The 18,541-nt window shown below is 68.6% G+C and carries 22 protein-coding genes; 12 read left to right on the forward strand and 10 right to left on the reverse strand.

All coding sequences use genetic code 11. The features are described from left to right. Positions 1–25: 25 nt before the first annotated feature. Both ACWELQ_RS12380 and ACWELQ_RS12385 read right to left on the reverse strand, forming a co-directional pair. The gene (locus ACWELQ_RS12380; protein ID WP_452397130.1) at positions 26–1,411 is read right to left on the reverse strand and encodes an ATP-binding protein; all 1,386 of its coding nucleotides are present in this window, start codon (positions 1,409–1,411) and stop codon (positions 26–28) included. A gap of 89 nt (positions 1,412–1,500) precedes the next feature. Further along, positions 1,501–2,190 (reverse strand): response regulator transcription factor, encoded by a 690-nt coding sequence (locus ACWELQ_RS12385; protein ID WP_452397114.1) that lies wholly within the window; start codon positions 2,188–2,190, stop codon positions 1,501–1,503. A 332-nt stretch (positions 2,191–2,522) separates the two neighbouring features. Here ACWELQ_RS12385 and ACWELQ_RS12390 point away from each other — a divergent pair, with 332 nt between their 5' ends. Genes ACWELQ_RS12390 through ACWELQ_RS12410 form a run of 5 tightly spaced genes read left to right on the forward strand, consistent with a single transcriptional unit; the run spans position 2,523 to position 7,991 of the window. Beyond that, positions 2,523–5,651 carry an ATP-binding protein gene (locus ACWELQ_RS12390; RefSeq protein ID WP_452397115.1) on the forward strand — a complete coding sequence of 1,043 codons (3,129 nt, stop codon included), beginning with the start codon at positions 2,523–2,525 and terminating at the stop codon, positions 5,649–5,651. Further along, complete coding sequence (locus ACWELQ_RS12395; protein WP_040812791.1) at positions 5,648–6,058, forward strand: roadblock/LC7 domain-containing protein; 411 nt, start codon at positions 5,648–5,650, stop codon at positions 6,056–6,058. Before ACWELQ_RS12390 ends, ACWELQ_RS12395 begins: the two co-directional genes overlap by 4 nt. An 11-nt stretch (positions 6,059–6,069) precedes the next feature. Further along, positions 6,070–6,447 carry a DUF742 domain-containing protein gene (locus ACWELQ_RS12400; RefSeq protein ID WP_326306162.1) on the forward strand — a complete coding sequence of 126 codons (378 nt, stop codon included), beginning with the start codon at positions 6,070–6,072 and terminating at the stop codon, positions 6,445–6,447. Next, positions 6,428–7,156 carry a GTP-binding protein gene (locus tag ACWELQ_RS12405; RefSeq protein ID WP_452397116.1) on the forward strand — a complete coding sequence of 243 codons (729 nt, stop codon included), beginning with the start codon at positions 6,428–6,430 and terminating at the stop codon, positions 7,154–7,156. Before ACWELQ_RS12400 ends, ACWELQ_RS12405 begins: the two co-directional genes overlap by 20 nt. A gap of 10 nt (positions 7,157–7,166) precedes the next feature. Then, positions 7,167–7,991 (forward strand): MHYT domain-containing protein, encoded by an 825-nt coding sequence (locus tag ACWELQ_RS12410; RefSeq protein WP_452397117.1) that lies wholly within the window; start codon positions 7,167–7,169, stop codon positions 7,989–7,991. Positions 7,992–7,994: 3 nt separating this feature from the next. Here the strand turns inward: ACWELQ_RS12410 and ACWELQ_RS12415 are convergent, their stop codons facing one another. Continuing rightward, on the reverse strand, positions 7,995–8,789 hold the full coding sequence (locus ACWELQ_RS12415) for a VOC family protein (RefSeq protein WP_452397118.1): 795 nt from the start codon (positions 8,787–8,789) through the stop codon (positions 7,995–7,997). Between the two features lie 154 nt (positions 8,790–8,943). Between ACWELQ_RS12415 and ACWELQ_RS12420 the strand changes: the two genes are divergently transcribed. Next, positions 8,944–9,972 carry a DUF1906 domain-containing protein gene (locus ACWELQ_RS12420; RefSeq protein ID WP_452397119.1) on the forward strand — a complete coding sequence of 343 codons (1,029 nt, stop codon included), beginning with the start codon at positions 8,944–8,946 and terminating at the stop codon, positions 9,970–9,972. Between the two features lie 325 nt (positions 9,973–10,297). Next, the gene (locus tag ACWELQ_RS12425; protein ID WP_379359938.1) at positions 10,298–10,522 is read left to right on the forward strand and encodes a hypothetical protein; all 225 of its coding nucleotides are present in this window, start codon (positions 10,298–10,300) and stop codon (positions 10,520–10,522) included. Between the two features lie 101 nt (positions 10,523–10,623). Here ACWELQ_RS12425 and rpmF read toward each other — a convergent pair whose 3' ends face one another. Genes rpmF through mrf form a run of 3 tightly spaced genes read right to left on the reverse strand, consistent with a single transcriptional unit; the run spans position 10,624 to position 12,396 of the window. Beyond that, positions 10,624–10,797, reverse strand: coding sequence for a 50S ribosomal protein L32 (gene rpmF / locus ACWELQ_RS12430; protein ID WP_452397120.1), 174 nt, complete (start codon positions 10,795–10,797; stop codon positions 10,624–10,626). A gap of 2 nt (positions 10,798–10,799) precedes the next feature. After that, entirely contained in the window at positions 10,800–11,084 is a 285-nt protein-coding gene (locus ACWELQ_RS12435; protein WP_452397121.1) for a type B 50S ribosomal protein L31, read from the reverse strand. Between the two features lie 4 nt (positions 11,085–11,088). Next, the gene (mrf, locus tag ACWELQ_RS12440; RefSeq protein WP_452397122.1) at positions 11,089–12,396 is read right to left on the reverse strand and encodes a ribosome hibernation factor-recruiting GTPase MRF; all 1,308 of its coding nucleotides are present in this window, start codon (positions 12,394–12,396) and stop codon (positions 11,089–11,091) included. 111 nt (positions 12,397–12,507) lie between these two features. On the opposite strand from mrf, the gene rpmB reads away from it, so the two are divergent. The 4 genes from rpmB to rpsR are packed head-to-tail and all read left to right on the forward strand — an operon-like array spanning position 12,508 to position 13,541. Next, positions 12,508–12,744: a 50S ribosomal protein L28 gene (gene rpmB, locus ACWELQ_RS12445; RefSeq protein WP_452397123.1), complete on the forward strand. Its 237-nt coding sequence runs from the start codon at positions 12,508–12,510 to the stop codon at positions 12,742–12,744. A gap of 10 nt (positions 12,745–12,754) precedes the next feature. Then, the gene (rpmG, locus tag ACWELQ_RS12450) at positions 12,755–12,925 is read left to right on the forward strand and encodes a 50S ribosomal protein L33 (protein WP_452397124.1); all 171 of its coding nucleotides are present in this window, start codon (positions 12,755–12,757) and stop codon (positions 12,923–12,925) included. 22 nt (positions 12,926–12,947) lie between these two features. Beyond that, complete coding sequence (rpsN, locus tag ACWELQ_RS12455; RefSeq protein ID WP_379359950.1) at positions 12,948–13,253, forward strand: 30S ribosomal protein S14; 306 nt, start codon at positions 12,948–12,950, stop codon at positions 13,251–13,253. Between the two features lie 33 nt (positions 13,254–13,286). Continuing rightward, entirely contained in the window at positions 13,287–13,541 is a 255-nt protein-coding gene (gene rpsR, locus ACWELQ_RS12460) for a 30S ribosomal protein S18 (protein ID WP_011211513.1), read from the forward strand. 327 nt (positions 13,542–13,868) lie between these two features. Here rpsR and ACWELQ_RS12465 read toward each other — a convergent pair whose 3' ends face one another. Further along, on the reverse strand, positions 13,869–14,429 hold the full coding sequence (locus ACWELQ_RS12465) for a LysM peptidoglycan-binding domain-containing protein (protein WP_452397125.1): 561 nt from the start codon (positions 14,427–14,429) through the stop codon (positions 13,869–13,871). Positions 14,430–14,647: 218 nt separating this feature from the next. On the opposite strand from ACWELQ_RS12465, the gene ACWELQ_RS12470 reads away from it, so the two are divergent. Further along, a complete protein-coding gene (locus ACWELQ_RS12470) occupies positions 14,648–15,112 on the forward strand; it encodes a hypothetical protein (protein WP_452397126.1) in 465 nt (154 codons plus the stop codon). Positions 15,113–15,182: 70 nt separating this feature from the next. Here the strand turns inward: ACWELQ_RS12470 and purH are convergent, their stop codons facing one another. The 3 genes from purH to ACWELQ_RS12485 form a co-directional block, all read right to left on the reverse strand. Next, the gene (gene purH, locus ACWELQ_RS12475; protein WP_452397127.1) at positions 15,183–16,757 is read right to left on the reverse strand and encodes a bifunctional phosphoribosylaminoimidazolecarboxamide formyltransferase/IMP cyclohydrolase; all 1,575 of its coding nucleotides are present in this window, start codon (positions 16,755–16,757) and stop codon (positions 15,183–15,185) included. Next, positions 16,754–17,407 (reverse strand): phosphoribosylglycinamide formyltransferase, encoded by a 654-nt coding sequence (gene purN, locus ACWELQ_RS12480; protein WP_452397128.1) that lies wholly within the window; start codon positions 17,405–17,407, stop codon positions 16,754–16,756. Before purN ends, purH begins: the two co-directional genes overlap by 4 nt. Before the next feature lie 26 nt (positions 17,408–17,433). Further along, the coding region (locus ACWELQ_RS12485) for a cell division protein PerM (protein ID WP_452397129.1) at positions 17,434–18,541 on the reverse strand (1,108 nt) is incomplete at its 5' end.

Raw genomic sequence — 18,541 nt, forward strand, 5'->3', positions numbered from 1 at the left:
GTTCAGTTGTCCGAAGCTGTCGAACTCAGCTGTCCGCGACCACGGCGTGCGGTGGTGCACCTTCTCCTGGCAGCACGATACGGATCAAAGCGCCGCCACGGTCGGAAGTGTCGATGTTGATGGTGCCGCCGTGTTTGGTCACCACCTGCTTCACGATGGCCAGGCCCAGGCCGGAGCCGGGCATGGAACGCGAGGCGGTGGTGCGGTAGAAGCGTTCGAACACCAGCTCGCGTTCGGCGGGCGGAATGCCGGGCCCGGCGTCGTCGACGGCGAACTCCAGCAGGCCGCGCCCGCTCTCGCGCATGGTGACGAACACCTTCGCGCCCTCGGGGCTCCACTTGGCGGCGTTGTCGAGCACGTTGAGCAGTGCGCGTTCCAGGCCGGGTTCGTCGCCGTAGATGAACCAGGGCCGCAGTTCGGCGGCGAATTCGATTCCGGTGCGCCGCCGCCGGACTCGCTCGAGCGCCCGCTCGGCGACGTCGCCGAGGTCGATCTGCTCGTAGACGGTCTCCGGGGCGTCCTCGCGGGCCAGGTCCACCAGATCGCCCACCAGGGTGGACAACTCCTCGATCTGCGCCATCACATCCGAGCGCAGTTCGGCCATGTCCTCGTCCGGGATGCGGGGCGCGCCCGGCCGGGAGGAGGCGATGAGCAATTCCATATTGGTGCGCAAAGACGTCAGTGGCGTCTTCAGCTCATGACCCGCGTCGGCCACCAATCGGCGCTGCCGTTCCCGGGATTCGCCGAGCGCGCGCAGCATCGTATTGAAACTCTCGGTGAGCCGGGCGAGTTCGTCGTCGCCGGTGACCGGGATGGGGGTGAGGTCGTCGGTGCGGGCGATGCGCTCGGTGGCGGCGGTGAGCCGGGCGATGGGCCGCAAACCGGTGCGCCCCACCGTGGTTCCGGCCGCGGCGGCCACCACGACCCCGCAGCCGCCGACCACGAACAGCAGCCACGCCAGCCGGTCGAGGACCTCCTTGGTGGGCTGCAACCGCTGCGAGACCACCAGGGTGGACCCGGAGTGGGTGCGCCGCGCCAGCACCCGCTGATCACCGACGGTGCGCAGCGAGGAGCCGATCTCGCCGCGGGCCACCGCGCGCTCCTGATCGCCGATCGGCGGCAGGGTGGTCTGCGGCGGCACGTACTGCGACTGGTCCGGGAAGACCAGCGCCACACCGACATCGCTGGTGTACAGCCCGACGAACACCAGCGACTGGAAGCCGAGGCTGTCGAGGTTGTTGTCGATCATCACCGAGGCGCGGGCCCGCAGCTGCGAGTCCACGTCGGCGTACAGCGAACGCGCCACCATGGCATAGGCGGCGATGGAGGTGAAGGCGACGGCCACGGCCACCACGGAGGCGGCCAGCAGGGTCACGCGCCAGCGCAGTGACACCGATCGGGTCAACGGCATCGGCGGCCGCAGTTCGGCCGTGTCCGTGCGGGACCCGAGTCCGGCGACCACCGGCCGCCGGGGAACGGTTCTACCCACGAGCTCGGCTCCTACGGCGGGGTCTCGCGCAGCACGTAGCCGACGCCGCGCACGGTGTGGATGAGACGGAGTTCGCCGTCGGCCTCGGTCTTGCGGCGCAGGTAGCCGATGTACACCTCGAGGGCGTTGCCGGAGGTGGGGAAGTCGTAGCCCCACACCTCTTCCAGGATGCGGCTGCGGGTGAGCACCCGGCGCGGGTTGGCCATCAGCATTTCCAGCAGCGAGAACTCGGTGCGGGTGAGGCTGATCGGGCGCTCGCCGCGGGTGACCTCGCGGGTGACCGGGTCCAGCGAGAGGTCCGCGAAACTCATGGCCTCCGAGGCCGGGTCGACCGGATCGCCCGCGGTGCGGCGCAGCAGGGCGCGCAATCTGGCGAGCAGTTCCTCGAGCGCGAAGGGCTTGGGTAGGTAGTCGTCGGCGCCCGCGTCCAGGCCCGCGACCCGCTCGGAGACCGAATCCCGTGCGGTGAGCACCAGAATCGGCAGATCGTCGCCGGTGCTGCGGAGGCGGCGGCACACCTCGAGGCCGTCGAGGCGGGGCATCATGACGTCCAGCACGAGGGCGTCGGGTCGCTGGCCGGCGGTCTTCTCCAAGGCGTCCAGACCGTCGACGGCGAGGTCGACGGTGTACCCGTTGAAGGTGAGCGAACGACGCAGCGATTCCCGCACCGCGCGATCGTCGTCGACTACCAGAATGCGCATGGCAACCAGTCTGCCCACAGCGACTGAGAGGTGACTGAGAAGGTCCCCTCCGACACGCCGAGCGGCTCGAGCAGGTGACCTGCGGGTTTTTCGAATGCCCGTCGCAACATGGTTGCAATGGCAACCGAATGGACGCGAAAAACGTTGCGGGAAGGGCTCATTCGGAAACTAAACCTTCGAGTCGCCCGAATTGCCGTTACGCAGCTCACGCGGTATGTTGCAGGCCGTAAAAGAAGACCTCTAGTTGGTTCTGCGTGGGTTCGACCCCAAAGCCGTACAACCGCATACGTACCCGGGGGTCACTCGTGAAAAGCGGAGGCAACGGAAGCGGGATGGAAGCAGCACCCCGGTCGTGGCAATTCAGCCTGTCCAACTGGCCCGTTACCCGCAAGGTCGGCATCGTGCTGGTGCTCCCGGTGCTCCTCGCCGCGACCTTCGCGGTACTGCGCATCAACAGCGAATTGCAGACCATTTCGAAACTGAGCGCGGCGACCGAGCAGATGGACGTCATGCGCTCGTCGGTCAAATTCGTCACGGCCACCAATGAACTCGCGGTCGCGGCCATCACCGGCGGCAACGAGGACTCCGACCCCGCGCTCGACGCGGCCACCACCAAGTTCGATCAGGCGCAGGCCGAATTGGACACCGTGCTCAAGTCCTCCAACGCCGATCCCGGTGTCGTGAAGGAACTGGGCACCTCGGTCGCGGTCGCCAAGACCATGCGCAACAGCCTGCGCACCAGCTCGCCGCAAACCATCGGCGATCAGGCCGACGAGGTACAGACCCGGGCCCAGAACGCACTCACCAACGCGCCCACCGTCGGCGACCTCCGCGTCCAGCAATCCTTCCTGCAGTTCGGCGCGGCGCTGACCGCCGCGCGCCTGCTCACCCAGGAGCGGGTCATGCTCGCGGTGCCGGGCGCGGGCAACAACCCGGCGCTGCGCACCAAGCTGCTCACCGCCATCGGCGCCGAGATCACCATGATCGAGGTGTACCGCGGGCTGGCGCCCGAGGCGGCGGTGAACGCCAACACGCTCAAGGACAACGCCGGCACCCGCGTCGGCATCCTGATGCAGAACGTGCCCGACGCGGGCACCCTGCCCGCCATGCAGGATTCGCTGCGCAGCAGCGCCGACGCCTACGACAAGGAAACCAGCGGCGTCGCGAACTCCATGGACGGCAAGCTGTCCCAGCTCACCACCGAGGCCCGCAACAACGTGCTGCGCGACACCTCGATCGTGATCGGGATGCTGCTGGCCGGTCTGGCGCTCGCGCTGGTGGTGGCCCGCTCGCTGGTCGTGCCGGTCCGCCGCCTGCGGCGAGATGCGCTGCAGGTGGCCCACATCGACCTGCCGCAGGAGCTCGAGGTGGTGCGCGCCGGCGGCGCGACCCCCGAGATCAGCCCGGTCGACGTGCACACCACCGAGGAGATCGGGCAGCTGGCCCGCGCCGTCGACGACATCCACGCCCAGGCGCTGCACCTGGCCGCCGAACAGGCGCGCCTGCGCCTGCAGATCGGCAACATGTTCGAGACCCTTTCCCGCCGTAGCCAATCCCTCGTCGAGCAGCAGCTGAGCCTGATCGAGGAACTCGAGCGCGACGAGGACGACTCCGAGCGGCTGCAGTCGCTGTTCCGCCTCGACCACCTCGCCACCCGCATGCGCCGCAACGGCGACAACCTGCTGGTGCTGGCCGGAACCGCGCTGCGCCGTGGCCATCTCGCGCCGGTGCCGCTGTCGGACATGCTGTGGTCCTCGGTCTCCCAGGTGGAGGACTACCAGCGCGTCGAGATCGGCACCGTGCCCGACGGCATCGTCGCCGGTGAACCCGCCGTCGACATCGAGCACCTGCTGGCCGAGCTGATCGACAACGCGCTGCGCTACTCGCCGCCCACCACCCCGGTCGCCGTGTCGGTGGCGCGCGCGGTGGACGGCGGCTACCTCATCGAGATCACCGACCGCGGCCTCGGCATGAACGCCGAGGACCTGCAGGGCATCAACGACCGCCTGGCCTCCGGTGGCGAGGTCAATGTCGAGACCGCCCGCCGCATGGGTCTTTTCGTTGTCGGCCGGCTGGCCAAGCGGCACAACATCACCGTCAGCCTGCGCCGCACCTCGGCCATGGTGCAGCAGCCGGGCATCACCGCCAGCGTGCACCTGCCGGGCAGCCTGGTCTCACCCGCGCCGGAACGCGGCGGCGACCCCACCGGGCAGTACGCGGTGCCGTCGGCGCTGCCGGTGCCCCCGGCCGCGCTGGCCTCGGGTCCGATCCCGATGCCCGCCGGAATGGGTTCGGGACCGATGCCTTTCGCACCGGTCGGCATGCCCGCGGGGCCGAACTCGGCGCCGCAGCCGGTGATCACCGCACCGCCGATGACCACGACGCCGCGGCTGACGCCCGTGCCGAATCCGCCCGAACCGGCTCAGCCGACTCCGGCGGCGGCCACCAACACCGGGCGCTTCGCGACCACCAGTTCCGGCCTGCCGCAGCGCAAGCCGGGCCCGGACACCGGGGAACAGCCGGTTCTGCCCGCGCTGGCGCGGCGCGAACAGCAGTCCCAGGATCGCTTCTCCGACGGCTTCACCGACGTGTACACGGCACCGGACGAGGCCCGCGCCTACGGCGTGACGGCGTTGCGGCCGGAATCCGAGGCCGCGCCTGCCCCCGCCGAGCTGGACTTCTGGGGTGAGGCGACATCGGAGACCGCGCCGGAGCCCGAACCGCTCACGCCGATCACCTCGGGCGGCAACGACATCACCGCGAGCGGCACCGACTCCGGGTACGTGTTCAGCGCCGAGGCGGAGAGCGCCGGCAGTTCGTTCGGCAACGGCTACAGCGCGTTCGGCACCGGCGAGCACCCCGTGGCCCGGCCGAGCGAGAACGGCTATGTGGTCGGTCCGTTCGGCCCGGCCACCCGCAGTATCCCGGCCGACGTCGCCACCCCGCCCAACGGCATTCCGGCCGTCGGCATCCCGGCAGTCAGCGGCTCGGTCGACGGCGGCTCCGCCAACGGCGACGCCGCCGACGGCAGCCCGGTCAACGGCACCCCGGCCAATGGCAACGCCGCCAACGGCATTCGCGGCAACGGGGCCGCACCGACCCCGATCTTCCAGCGCATGGTCTCGGAGTGGCTGGTGGAACCGGCCGCCCCGGCACCGGACAGCGGACCGGCGAGCGCCGGACAGGACGGGGCCGAATACGACAGCGCGGGCTGGTCGTCGAGATCGGACGCCGGCTGGGCCGCCGCCGAGGAGGCGGCCAATCCGACCACCAGTAGCCGCACCCAGGGTGGGCTGCCGATCCGGCAGCCCGGCGCCCAGTTGGTGCCCGGCGCCGTCGCCCAGGAGGACGACGGCGAAGGCCGCAATCCGGACGAGATCCGCAACAGCCTGAGCAGGCATCTCAGCGGCGTCCGTTCCGGACGGGCAGACTCCCAGTACAACGACGGAGGGTATGCATGACCGACACCCAGAGCACCACCACGGATGAGAACCTCAACTGGTTGGTCACTCGCTTCACCCGGGAGGTGCCCGGCGTCTCGCACGCCGTGCTGGTCTCCGCGGACGGTCTGCTCCAGGCCACCAGCCCGCACCTGCCGTCCGATCGCGGCGAGCAGCTGGCCGCGGTGACCGCCGGTCTGGCCAGCCTGTCCGCCGGCGCCGCACAGCTTTTCGAGGGCGGCAAGGTGATGCAGTCCATCGTGGAGATGCAGCGCGGCTACCTGCTGGTCATGAGCGTCGGCAATGGCTCGCACCTGGCGGTGCTGGCCAACAAGCAGCACGACATCGGCCGCATCGGCTACGAGATGGCCCTACTCGTCGACCGGGTCGGGTCCGTGGTCTCGGCCACCGCCCGCACAGCCTCCTAGATGAGCCGCCCATGACCAATCCCCTTGGCGGTGGCGGTAACCGGCCACCGACCACACGTGTTCGTCCCTACGCTCTGACCAGCGGCCGCACCGAGCCGGCGGTGGATCTGCCGCTCGAGGCGGTCGTCGAAACGCTGTCCTACACCGCACATTTCGATTGGCCCGCCGGTGACGTGCGCACCGAGATCTTGCGACTCGGCACCGCGCGGCTCTCGGTGGCCGAGATCGCCGCGCACCTGGGACGGCCGCTGGGCATGATCCGGGTCGTGATCGGCGATCTCGTCGTCGCCGGAACCCTGCGCGTGCATTCGACCCTGAGCGATCAGGCGACCTTCGACGAGCGGCGATCCCTGATGGAGAGGACCCTGCATGGACTCCGCGCCCTTTAACCGCGGAGGGTACCCGGGCGGCCCGCACGGGGCCCCCGCGTACACGACCGGGCAGGTTCCGGCGTACACCACCGGACAGGTTCCGGCGTACACGACCGGGCAGTTCGCCATCCCGCCGCGACCGGGCGACGAGTCCCGCACCGCCTCGACCAAGATCGTGGTCGCGGGCGGATTCGGCGCGGGCAAGACCACTTTCGTGGGCGCGGTCTCGGAGATCGTGCCGCTGCGCACCGAGGCCATGGTGACCGGCTACTCCGACGGGGTCGACGACCTCGCCGCCACGCCGGGCAAGGAAACCACCACGGTGGCCATGGATTTCGGGCGCATCATCCTGCCCGGCAACCTGGTGCTGTACCTGTTCGGCACGCCCGGGCAGCGGCGGTTCTGGTTCATGTGGGACGACCTCATCAAGGGCGCCATCGGCGCGGTGGTGCTGGTCGACACCCGCCGCATCGAGGACAGCTTCGCGGCGGTGGACTTCTTCGAGGCCAAGTCGCTGCCGTTCCTGATCGCGGTCAACCGTTTTCCGGACGCGCCGCGCTTCCCCGTCGCCGAACTGCGTGAGGCGCTGAGCGTGCGCGACGGCGTTCCGATCGTGGACATCGACGCGCGCGATCCGGTGGAGGTCCGCCGGTCACTGGCCGCCGTCACCGAATACGCGATCGAAAGGCTGATGGCGGCGCAGCGCGAAAACGCCGCTCAGGGTTAGGGGGAACCTGATGATCTATTTCTCGATGGGCTACTGGGTCATCGTGCTGGCGCTGATCGTGTCCTTCGCGGGCGCGGCGTGCGGACTGGCCTGCATTCGCCAGTCGACCAAGTCGGTCACACAGAAGTTCCGACTGGTGTGGCTGTTCGTGGCGTCCATCTCCATCGGCGGCGTCGGGGTGGCGATGCCGATCTTCGTGTCGATGCTGGGCTTCGACGTGAAGGGCAGCCAACTGCGCTACGACAACCTGTCGATCACGCTGTTCTCGGTGGTCGCGGCGACCACCGTGCTGATCGCCATGGTGCTCAACGGCAAACGGCTGGTGTGGTGGCGGCTGCTGGTCGGCGCGGCGTTGATGGCCGTCGGCTTCGGCGGCGTACATCAGTTGCTGTTGAACGCGATTCGCATCCAGGGCACCGTGGACCAATCACTGGTGTCCACGGTCGCGGTGTACGTGATCGCGTTCGTGCTCTCGGCGCTGACCCTCTGGTTCAGCCTGTGGGTGTCGTCGGTGCCGCTGGTGCTGCTCGGTGCGCTGGTCTACGCGGTCCTGGTGACCGGCATGCACTATGCCGGGCTGACCGGGCTGCAGGTGCATCTGGATCCGGCCCAGGCGCAGCCGCAGGGCAATGTGCTGTTCAACTTCTTCGTGCCGTTCTTCATCGTCGGCACACTGTCGCTGGCGATTCCGATCACGGCCATCCTGGTCGCGCCGGACCGCCGGGAGGCGCGGGCTCCGATCGCGCCCCCCGAACCGCCGGCCGCCCCGACCCTGCACAGCACCTCGCTGCAGGCGGCCTCGCAGCAGGCCGCGGCCTACAACGGCCGACGCTGAATCTCAGTCGGCGACAGCCACGGACGTCGTGGGATCGAGCAGACCGAACAGTTCCCCTTGCGGCGCGGCCATGATGGCCATCCGCCCGAACGGGCCGTCGGTGGCGGACATGAGCACCGTCGCGCCCAGCTCGACGGCCCGGGTCAGCCCGGCGTCGATGTCCTGGAACTGGAACCAGGCCAGCCAGTACGGCTGGGCGGCGGCGACGCCGTTCACACTGTCATCGTTGATGCCGCCCACCGCCTCGTCGCCGCCCGGCGGGGTGAAGGTGGCGTATCGCATGTTCTCACCGCCGAATTCGGTGAAGGCGAAGCCGAAGACCTCGCCGTAGAAGCGCTTCGCGGCATCCAGATCGCCGGTGTGCAGATCGTTCCAGACGTAGGAACCGTGCTCGTTGTACACGGCGGCACCGTCGTGCGCCCGCGCCTCCCACACCGCGAAGGCCGCGCCCGAGGCGTCGGCGGCCACGAACATGCGGCCGAACTCCATCACGTCGAACGCCGGGACCAGCAGCGTGCCACCGGCCGCGGTCACCTGCTCGGCGCTCCTGTCCGCGTCCGCCACCGCGAAATACGTGGTCCACACCGACGGCACCCCCACCTCCGGCTTGGGCCCGATCCCGGCGACGGCTTGCCCGTCCCGTAGTGCCATGAGGTAGCCACCGGAATCCTCCCCTCCCCCTTGCAGATCCCACCCGAACAGCTCCCCGTAGAACTCCCCGGCCTTGACCGGATCATCGACCTGGCAGTCGACCCAACACGGTGTTCCGGGCGGCCAAGCCTCATTGCGTACAGGCATCCCACATCTCCGTTTCTGAACAATCAGTGACGCAGCTCACAAGTAGCCCCAGTCAACCACTCCACCCGGGTGGTCGCGGGAGTTCGGCGGTGTCCCCGTTCGGACTTTCGAAATGGCTCACACCGGGCGTGTCGGGCGAATTACAGTGGGTAGCATGCGTTTCGGGCTGGACTACGCCGCAGGTCGGCCCGCTCCCAGTGCCATTCGCGCGGCCGGATACGACTTCGTCGTCCGGTATCTGTCCGATGGCGGGCCCACCCTACCGGGCAAACTTCTCACTCCCGCCGAAGCGGACGACCTGCGCGCACACGATATTTCGATCGTTTCCAACTGGGAGACCACGGCCGCCCGGATGCTGGACGGCTACGGCGCGGGCGTGACGGACGCCCATTCGGCGCTGGCGCAGGTGCTGCGCTGCGGCGGGCGAGCGGATCGGCCGATCTACTTCTCCGCCGACTTCGACGCCACCCCGCAGCAGCAGGTGCCGATCAACGACTACCTCAACGGCGCGGCCGAGGTGCTGGGCCGCGCGAATGTCGGTATCTACGGCGGATATTGGCCGGTGAGCCGGGCCTTGGACGCCGGTACCGCCACCTGGGCGTGGCAGACCGTGGCCTGGTCGGGCGGCAATGTGGATCCGCGCATCGCGATCTTCCAGACCGGCGAGCAGGTGACGGTCGACGGCGTGCAGTGCGATGTGAATCAAACCGACCGGGCAGATTTCGGTCAGTGGGATGTGAACACGGAGGAACCCGACTTGACACCCGAACAAGACGAAGTGTTGCGCGATATCCAGATCCAGTTGCGCGGTCCCGGACTCAGCGGCTGGCCGCAACTGGGCACCGACGCCCAGGGCCACCATCGGACGGTCGTGGACGGGCTGGCGGCGGCGCTCACCGAGATCAATGAACTGCGCACCGAGATCAGCGATCTGGAGGCCACGACCGCCGAACTGCGGGCCGAGCTGGCCCGGGCGTCCACCCAGCGGCACTGGCCGTTCCCCTTCTCGCTGGTGGAGGGCCCGGCCGGCGCGGTCGCCGATCAGCTGGCAAAACTCGAGCAGTTGCTGCCGGGTGTGCCGTTGCCGGGATGGGGCACCGGACCCACCGGCGATTCGGGCAAGAACGGCGAAAGCGGACAAGCTCCGGTAGCTGCGCCGCCGAAACCCGCATCCGGCAACTAGATTGGTCGATTTGTCGGATTTTCTCCGACGGGGCGGGCGGCTCCCACGACTCGGCAACGAGCGGCGAAACAGCCTCTGAACTGGCCCTGAAGTGGCGATGAGCGGGTTCTTCTGTAATCAGAAGAACCCGCCCTCAAGGCACGAGGATACCGCCGCCAGGCCACGAGTTCACAACTTTAGGAAGACTTTTTCGCACTCTCGAAACAATGGGACGTCCGGTTCACCGATCCGCAACACTCGGGCAGATCTCTGGTGGGACAGCAACTTCGGGGTTATTGTCGGCGTCGTCCGATCTCTTGCTCAGTTCCAGATGAAGGAGGCCCTCGTGGCCGTCAGCGTGGTACTCGACAAAGCTCTCGACAAGGCCTATGAGACCAAGACCGTCGATGAACTCCTGGCCGCGCCGCCCTCGGCGCTCGCCGGACTCACCGAGAAGCACGACGCCCAACTGCTCGAGGCGCTCGGCGTGAAGACGATTGCCGACCTCGGCAAGAACAAGTACTTCCGGCTCGCCGCTACCCTGGTGGATCTCGCGGCCAAGGAAGGCTGATTCCCTGGGGGCTACGCCCCCAGACCCCCACTGAGAGAGGGTTCGGGGGCGCTGCCCCCGAACCCCCGCTCGAACGGGATTCCGAGCGCCCGGATACCGGATCAGAGCGCGCTCGGGTCGAGCAGACCCAGCTGCACCGCGCGCGCGAGCCGACGCGGGATCATGTACTCCACTCCCCCGACCTTGACCGGAATCAGGTCTGGCGCAGTGGCCTTCCACTGCGAGCGGCGGGCGCGGGTATTGGCGCGCGACATTCTCCGCTTCGGTACGGCCATGGTCAGTTCTCCTTGTCGGTCGTCGAATTGCTGCCGCCACGAACGCGTTTGCCGTAGCGGCGCTCGAACTTCTCCACCCGGCCCGCGGTATCGAGCATGCGCTGGGTGCCGGTCCAGAACGGATGCGAATCCGAGGTCACGTCGACCACCAGCAGCGGATAGGTATTGCCGTCCGTCCATTCGATGGTGCGGGTGGAGACCGCGGTGGAACGGGTCAGGAAGCACTTGCCGGTGCTCACATCCTGGAAGACCACCGGATGGTAGGCGGGATGGATTCCCTGTTTCATCACTTCACCTTTCGTTGTTGCGGGTAGCGCCGTCCCCGGCGGTCGCGGATCTGGTGGTGTCGCACGGCTCTTCGTGCTGATCGCCGAACGGGTCCGCCCACAGCGCGACCCGCTCGGGCGCGAAGCGCACCTGCCGCAGTTCGTCCTCGTCCACCAGCGCCCAGTGCAGGGCGTGGCGGATCTCGTCGGCATCGGCGTCGGCGACCAGGATCACCAGCGAGGTGTGCCGGTCGCCGAACTCCTCGCGCCAGCGCAGCCAGGCCATGGCGCGGCGTTCCCGCCAGCGGCGGTCGCCTTCCGCGTCGGCTTCGTCGAGTTCCCGGGAGGTCATGGCGGCCAGCCACTTTCCCGCGCCGCCGACCCGCAGGCCGCCACCGGCGGACTCCAGCCACACCACCTCATCCGGCTGAGTGGCCAGCCATACCCGGCCGCGGGCGCTCACCACGCCGTCCAGCAGCACGTCGATGGCCGAGTGCAGGCGGTCGGGATGAAAGGGGCGATCGGTGGCGAATTCCAGCAGTGTCACACCGCAATCCGGGGTCAGCGGCGGTTGCCCGGCCAGCAGCGGGGCGTGCGGATCGAAGGGCGCGCCGCGGCGGGCGTCCTCGGGCACCCGACGCAGCAGCCAGGTCAGGTCGTCCGCGTCCAGGGCGTCCGGGCCGTGGATCCAGGCGACCGGGGCGCGCGGGGTGAGGCGAGCCAACACGGCGGCCGTCCGCTCGCGATCCCACAGCTCGGCCCCACCGTCGAAAACCACCAGGGCGTCGGCGAATTCGGCCTGGCCGACGGCCAGCTGCGCGATGGTGCGCTCATCCTCGGCGGTGGCGTGGCCGCGCTCGGCGAGGGTCTCGTCGCCGGTGGCGTCGGCCAGCCAGTCGCGGGCGTCGACGCAGGTGAGCACGGTCTCGATGCGCACGCTGCGCACGGCCGGACCGTCCACCCGGCCGACGACGCCGGTGACCACCACGTCGGTGATGGCCTGGCACACCGCTTCCGCCTCGAAGGCCGGGTCGAGCGCGAGCACGATGCGCCGCACCGAATCCCGCTCGGCGAGCAGGCACAGGTAGGGCAGCAGGTCGGCGCGCAGCGTGCAGGAGACGCAGCCGTGCGCGAGCTCCAGCACGGTGACGGTTTCGCGGCCGCCGAGGCGGACGCTGCGGCGCACCACGCCCTGGCGCAGTGCGCTCAGATCATGGCGGACCACGACGGTGCCGGGCTCGGCCCCGAGCAGGCGGGCCGCCCGATCCACACCGTCGGCGGCGCGCCCGGGGAGTCCGGCGAGGACGAGCACAGGCTTGCGTTGGAACGACACCGCGTCCCCTTTCGACAATGATTTTCAATTACTGGGGAGTCAATGTACCTTGGAATAAGTTCGTTGTCGAAAACGATTGTCATGAACATGTAACCCCAGGAGGGAGTGCCCATGTCGGCCATCTGCCAGGTCATCGGCCGCAAGCCGGGCTTCGGCAAGTCCGTATCGCACTCGCACAAGCGGACCAACCGGCGCTGGGACCCCAACATCCAGCGCAAGACCTACTACCTGCCCAGCGAGGGGCGGCGCATCACGCTGACCGTCTCCGCCAAGGGCATCAAGACCATCGATCGCGATGGGATCGAAGCCGTCGTGACCCGCCTGCGGGCGCGCGGCGAGAAGATCTGAAAGGAAAGCAATGGCCTCGAAGTCGACCGATATCCGGCCCGTCATCAAGCTGAAGTCCACCGCCGGAACGGGTTACACCTATGTCACCCGCAAGAACCGGCGCAACGATCCCGACCGGATGGTGCTCAAGAAGTACGACCCGGTCGCGCGCAAGCACGTCGATTTCCGCGAGGAACGCTGACCCTCCGAGAGGACCCGTAGGCATGGCGAAGAAATCGAAGATCGTCAAAAACGAAGAGCGCAAACAGATCGTGGCCCGCTACGCCGAGCGGCGGGCCGAGCTCAAGGAGATCATCCGCAAGCCGACCAGCGACGATGCCGACCGCATCGCCGCGCAGGCCGCCCTCGCGAAAATGCCCCGCGACGCCAGTCCGGTACGATTGCGCAATCGGGACGCCGCGGACGGACGCCCGCGTGGTCATCTCCGGAAGTTCGGCCTCTCGCGTGTGCGGGTACGCGCGATGGCCCATCGGGGAGAGCTGCCCGGTGTGCACAAATCGAGTTGGTAGAGCATCCACATTCGTGAGTGAGGAACCGCTGACATGGCAGTGAAGCGAGCACCGTCGAAGAAGGTCCGCGCCGAGCAGGCCCGCCGCCCCAAGAAGAACCCCCTGATCGCGGCCGGTATCGAGACCGTCGACTACAAGGATGTGAACCTGCTCCGCACGTTCATCTCCGACCGCGGCAAGATCCGCTCCCGTCGGGTCACCGGCCTGACCCCGCAACAGCAGCGGCAGGTCGCCGTGGCGGTGAAGAATGCCCGAGAGATGGCCTTGCTGCCGTTCACGAGCCGCTAACTCGGCGGGATGAAATCCCAAGAGTTGAAACAACTCTCGTAACTCTCAGGGGTTCCCCCTGAAACCCCACCGCGAAGGACCGAACTCCCAAGGGTTCCCAAGACCCGGCACACCCGGGGCAGACCGAACTCCCGAGGGTTCCCAAAACCCGGCACACCCGGGGCAGACCGAACTTCTCGGCGGCTCCCCCCAGAGCGGGGTGGGCCGAATCTCCCTGGGTTGTCGTTGAAATCCCGGCGGCGGGTCTCCATCCATCCCAAACATGCGGCCCCCGAGTGCATTTGCACTCGGGGGCCGTCATTTTTGTTCGCGGCGAAGCCGTGAGACTTACGGGATGGTCAGGACCTGGCCGACGTCGATGGCGTCCGGGTTGCTGATGCCCGAGGCGTTGGCGATCTCCTGGTAGCGGTTGCCGTCGCCGTAGAAGCGCTCGGCGATGGCCCACAGGGTGTCGCCCGGCTCGACCGTGTAGGTCTGGGCGGCGGGCGGCGGCGGGGGGACCTCTTCGACCGCGGCGGCCTGGGTCTGGACCGGCTCCGGGGCGGGCAGCGGGTTGTCGGTGTTGGTCTCCGAGTTCCACAGCGCGGAGCCGTCGGAACCGTAGAGCACGATATTGCGGTCGGCCTGAACCACCAGGCGGTCCGCGCTCTTGCCGTTGGTCTCGGTGGACCAGGCGGCGCCGTCCTCCTTGTAGAGGACGAAGTTGCCGTCGTCTTGCAGGGTGGCCCGGACGACGCCCTGACCATTGGTGGCGGAAGCCCACTCGACCTTGCCGGTCGGGTCGGTCAGCACCAGGTTGCCATCATCTTGCAGAGTCAGGGTGTAGGCGCCGCCTTGCAGCGACTCTCCACGACCGAGTTCTTCGCCGACCTTCAACGAGTCGCCCACGGTGCGTCCTTTCGGGAGGGGGGAGATCATGAGATAAGTCGATGGCGCGGAACTGCATTCGCACATCTGGGACAAGGTTAGCCATCCTTCGCCGGTCACCGCACTGTTACGCGCCGGTTCTGCGTAGATTTCGGCGTGTCTTCGCCGGAAATTCGCCAGCGGGTCGAAACGCGCGCTCGGAACCGGCCGTACGGTCGCGGGACATTAGGGTGTCAGCCATGTACCGGACCCGGGGACGCCGCCTGTTCGCCGCCACCGCGGCCGCCCTGATCTTGCTGACCCTCACCGCATGCGGGAGCTCGGAAAACAGTGGCGACCAATCGAAATCCAGCAGCAGCGCTGCCAGCACGACCACGAATACGCCCACCGAGGCACCTAACGGGCAAATCGGGCGCGCCTTCACGGCCGACCCCACCATCGTCAGCCCGCACACCATTCCGTTCGACAGCTGGACCCGCGTCGCCCCCGACAAGATCGCGGTGAACTTCCAGACCGGCTCGCCGGAATGCTACGGCGTCGACGCCACCGTCACCGAGACCTCCTCGACCGTGACCGTCGCGCTGAAGTCCGGCACCCTGCCCAGCGCGGTCGGCAAGATGTGCACCATGATCGCCGTCTTCGGCACGCTGGAAGTCCAGTTGAAATCGCCGCTGGGTGATCGAAAAGTATTGAGCGCCGGGTAGATACCAACGAGCGGGGCCGGTGCGCACCTGCGCACCGGCCCCGAATTCATTCACCCCCAAGGGGTCTCGCTCAGTGCGCGAAGTGACGCGACCCTGTCAGGTACAGGGTCACCCCGGCCTCACGGCACAGCTCGATGGTGTCCTTGTCGCGAATCGAACCGCCCGGGTGCACGATCGCGCGCACGCCCGCGGCCACCAGGATCTGCGGGCCGTCGGAGAACGGGAAGAACGCGTCAGAGGCCGCGACGGAACCCTTGGCCCGGTCACCGGCCCGCTCCACGGCCAGCTTGCAGGAGTCGACCCGGTTGACCTGGCCCATGCCGACACCGACGGCCGCGCCGCCGTCCGCCAGCAGGATGGCGTTGGACTTCACGGCCCGGCAAGCGCGCCAAGCGAATTCGAGATCGCGCAGGGTGTCCTCGTCGGCGGCCTCACCGGCGGCGAGGGTCCAGTTGGCGGCGCTGTCACCGTCGGCGTCGAGGATGTCGCGGTCCTGAAGCAGCACGCCGCCGCTGACCGGACGCAGCTCCGCGCCCTTGCGCTGGGCGGGCTCGGCCACCAGCACGCGCACGTTCTTCTTGCGCTGCAGCACCTCCACCGCGCCATTGGCGTAGGACGGGGCCACGATGACCTCGGTGAAGATGTCGGCGACCTGCTCGGCCATCTCGACGGAGACCTCACGGTTGGCCGCGATCACGCCGCCGTACGCGGAGACCGGGTCGGTGGCGTGCGCCTTGCGGTGCGCCTCCGCGATATCCGCGCCGACCGCGATGCCACACGGGTTGGCGTGCTTGATGACGGCGACGGCGGGCGCGTCGAAGTCGTAGGCGGCCCGCCAGGCGGCGTCGGCGTCGGTGTAGTTGTTGTACGACATCTCCTTGCCGTGCAACTGCTTCGCCTGCGCCAGCCCGGCCGGACCGGCCTCGTTGACGTAGAGCGCCGCGCCCTGATGCGGGTTCTCGCCGTAGCGCAGCACGTTCTCGCGATTCCAGGTCGCGCCGATCCAGGCCGGGAACTGCTGCGCCGCATCGGATTCCGGCGCGGCGGCCGGAACCGCCACATTGGTCATCCAGCTGGCGACCGCCACATCGTAGGTGGCGGTGTGCTGGAAAGCCTTGGCCGCCAACGCGGTCCGCTGCGGCAGGGTGAAACCGCCCTGCTGCACGGCCGCGATCACCTCGGCGTAGTCACCGGTGTTCACGACCACGGCGACCGACGGGTGGTTCTTGGCGGCGGCGCGCACCATGGACGGGCCGCCGATGTCGATCTGCTCGACGCACTCGTCGATGCTCGCGCCCGACGCCACGGTCTGGGTGAACGGGTAGAGGTTCACCACGACCAGCTGGAACGCCTCGACCCCGAGCTCGACGAGCTGGTCGACGTGCTCTTCCTTACGGGTGTCGGCCAGGATGCCCGCGTGCACGCGCGGGTGCAGGGTCTTGACGCGACCGTCCAGGGTTTCCGGGAAACCGGTCAGGTCCTCGACCTTGGTGACCGGGATACCGGCCTCGGCGATCTTGTTGGCGGTGGAACCGGTCGACACCAGCTCCACACCGGCCTGATGCAGGCCCGTGGCCAGTTCGATCAGGCCACTCTTGTCGTAGACGCTGACCAGTGCCCGCTTGATCGGCTTGCGTTCACTCACCGGAGAACTCGCTCATCTGGAATAACTGCCTTTCGTCCATCGGAGACAATGCCTCGGGTAGCGACGGCGGCGACGACCTCCGCCAGCAACCGACGCTCCACAACCTTGATGCGCTCGTGCAGGGTGTCCTCGTCGTCCTCGGGGAGCACCGCGACCGCCTCCTGCGCCAGGATCGGCCCGGTGTCGACGCCCGAATCGACCAGGTGCACGGTCGAACCCGTGACCTTCACCCCGTAGGCGAGCGCGTCCCGCACCCCGTGCGCGCCGGGAAACGCGGGCAGCAGCGCGGGATGGGTATTGATGATGCGACCGGCGAACCGGTCCATGAACGTGGGACCGAGGATCTTCATGAAGCCCGCCGACACCACCAGATCCGGCTGGAAGGCGTCGACGATCTCGGTCAGCGCCGCATCCCATTCGGTGCGGTTCGCGAAATCACCCAACGCCACCTTGAAGGAGGAGACGTCGAACGCCTCGGCGTGCGCGGTGGCCGCGCAATCGCGATCCACCCCGACCGCGATCACCTCGGCCGGATAGCCCGGCTGCCGAGTCGCTTCCAGCAGGGAACGGAGGAGAGATCCGGTGCCGGAGGCCAGCACGACAATGGTCGCGGGCGCTGTCGGCGGCAGCAGACGGGCGGGCGTGGACACGCCTAAGAGTAACTATCGCCCGATTGCTACTTGTCCGGCAGGTCTCCCTCTACCACTTCGGCGTCCACGATGTCGGGGTTCTCGGCCGATTTCACAGCGGGTGCGGGGTCGTCCTGGTCGTCGACGAGTTCGGCGTCGAGCGCGTCGTCGTGATCGGATTCGTCGTACCAGCCACCGGTTTCGGCGGCCTCGGACGCGGCCTCGGCGGCCGGGTCGTCCTCGTCGTCGAATTCCTCGTCGTAGTCGTCGTATTCGTACTCGTCGTCGTAGTCGTCGTCGGCGTAGTAGTACTCGTCCTCGTCGTCGTAGTACTCGTCCTCGTACTCGTCGTAGGTGAGCGCCGGGGCCGGGCCGCCGAACCAGCGCGCGGCAAGCATGCCGACGTAGCCGGGCAGGGCCAGCCAGCCGAAGACCAGCACCGCCGCCGACACCGCGGGCGCGATGCGCCCGAAGGTGCCCAGGTCGCCCCCGGCCGCCACGCCCAGCAGCGCGATCAGGACGGCCGCGACCCCCGCGGCCGTCAGCGTCGCCCAGGGCGCGCTCGCCCGATCCCGTGATGTCCGACCGCATTCCAGCCCCGACAGCACGCCGACCGCCGCGGGCACCACCAGCAGGCCCAGCCACCACAGCGCCACCGGGCCCGACGGCACCGCCGCCGTCACCGGCACCGCGGGCACCGCCGCGCCGTCGATCCGGAACAGGCTCAGCAGTCCCGCCCCGATGTGCACCTGCCCGCCGACCAGCAGGCTCACCGCGTCCACCGCCACATTCGGCAGGTAGGCCAGCGACAGCAGCGTCAATCCCAGTGCGCCGGAAACACTCCCGTCGGCCGCCCGGTAGGTGTCGCCGATGCGGGACCAGTGCACCAGCACCGACACCACGGTCAGCACCACCGCCACCGCCAGCAGCCGCGCCACCGCCGTCACACCGACCCGGAAACCCGCGATCACCCAGTCCGGCACGGCGATCGGCAGCAGGTCGGCCAGATCGCGCCAGCGCCGAGCCCCGATACCGGCGGCCGCCGCGAGCAGGCTCAGGCCCAGCACCCAGCCGAAGGCCGCCAGCGTGTCCGGCGGTTGCAGCGCCACCACGGCCGCGGCGTCACCGGCGACCGCCAGGCACACCGCCGTGATC

The organism is Nocardia sp. NPDC004722 (assembly GCF_053601505.1).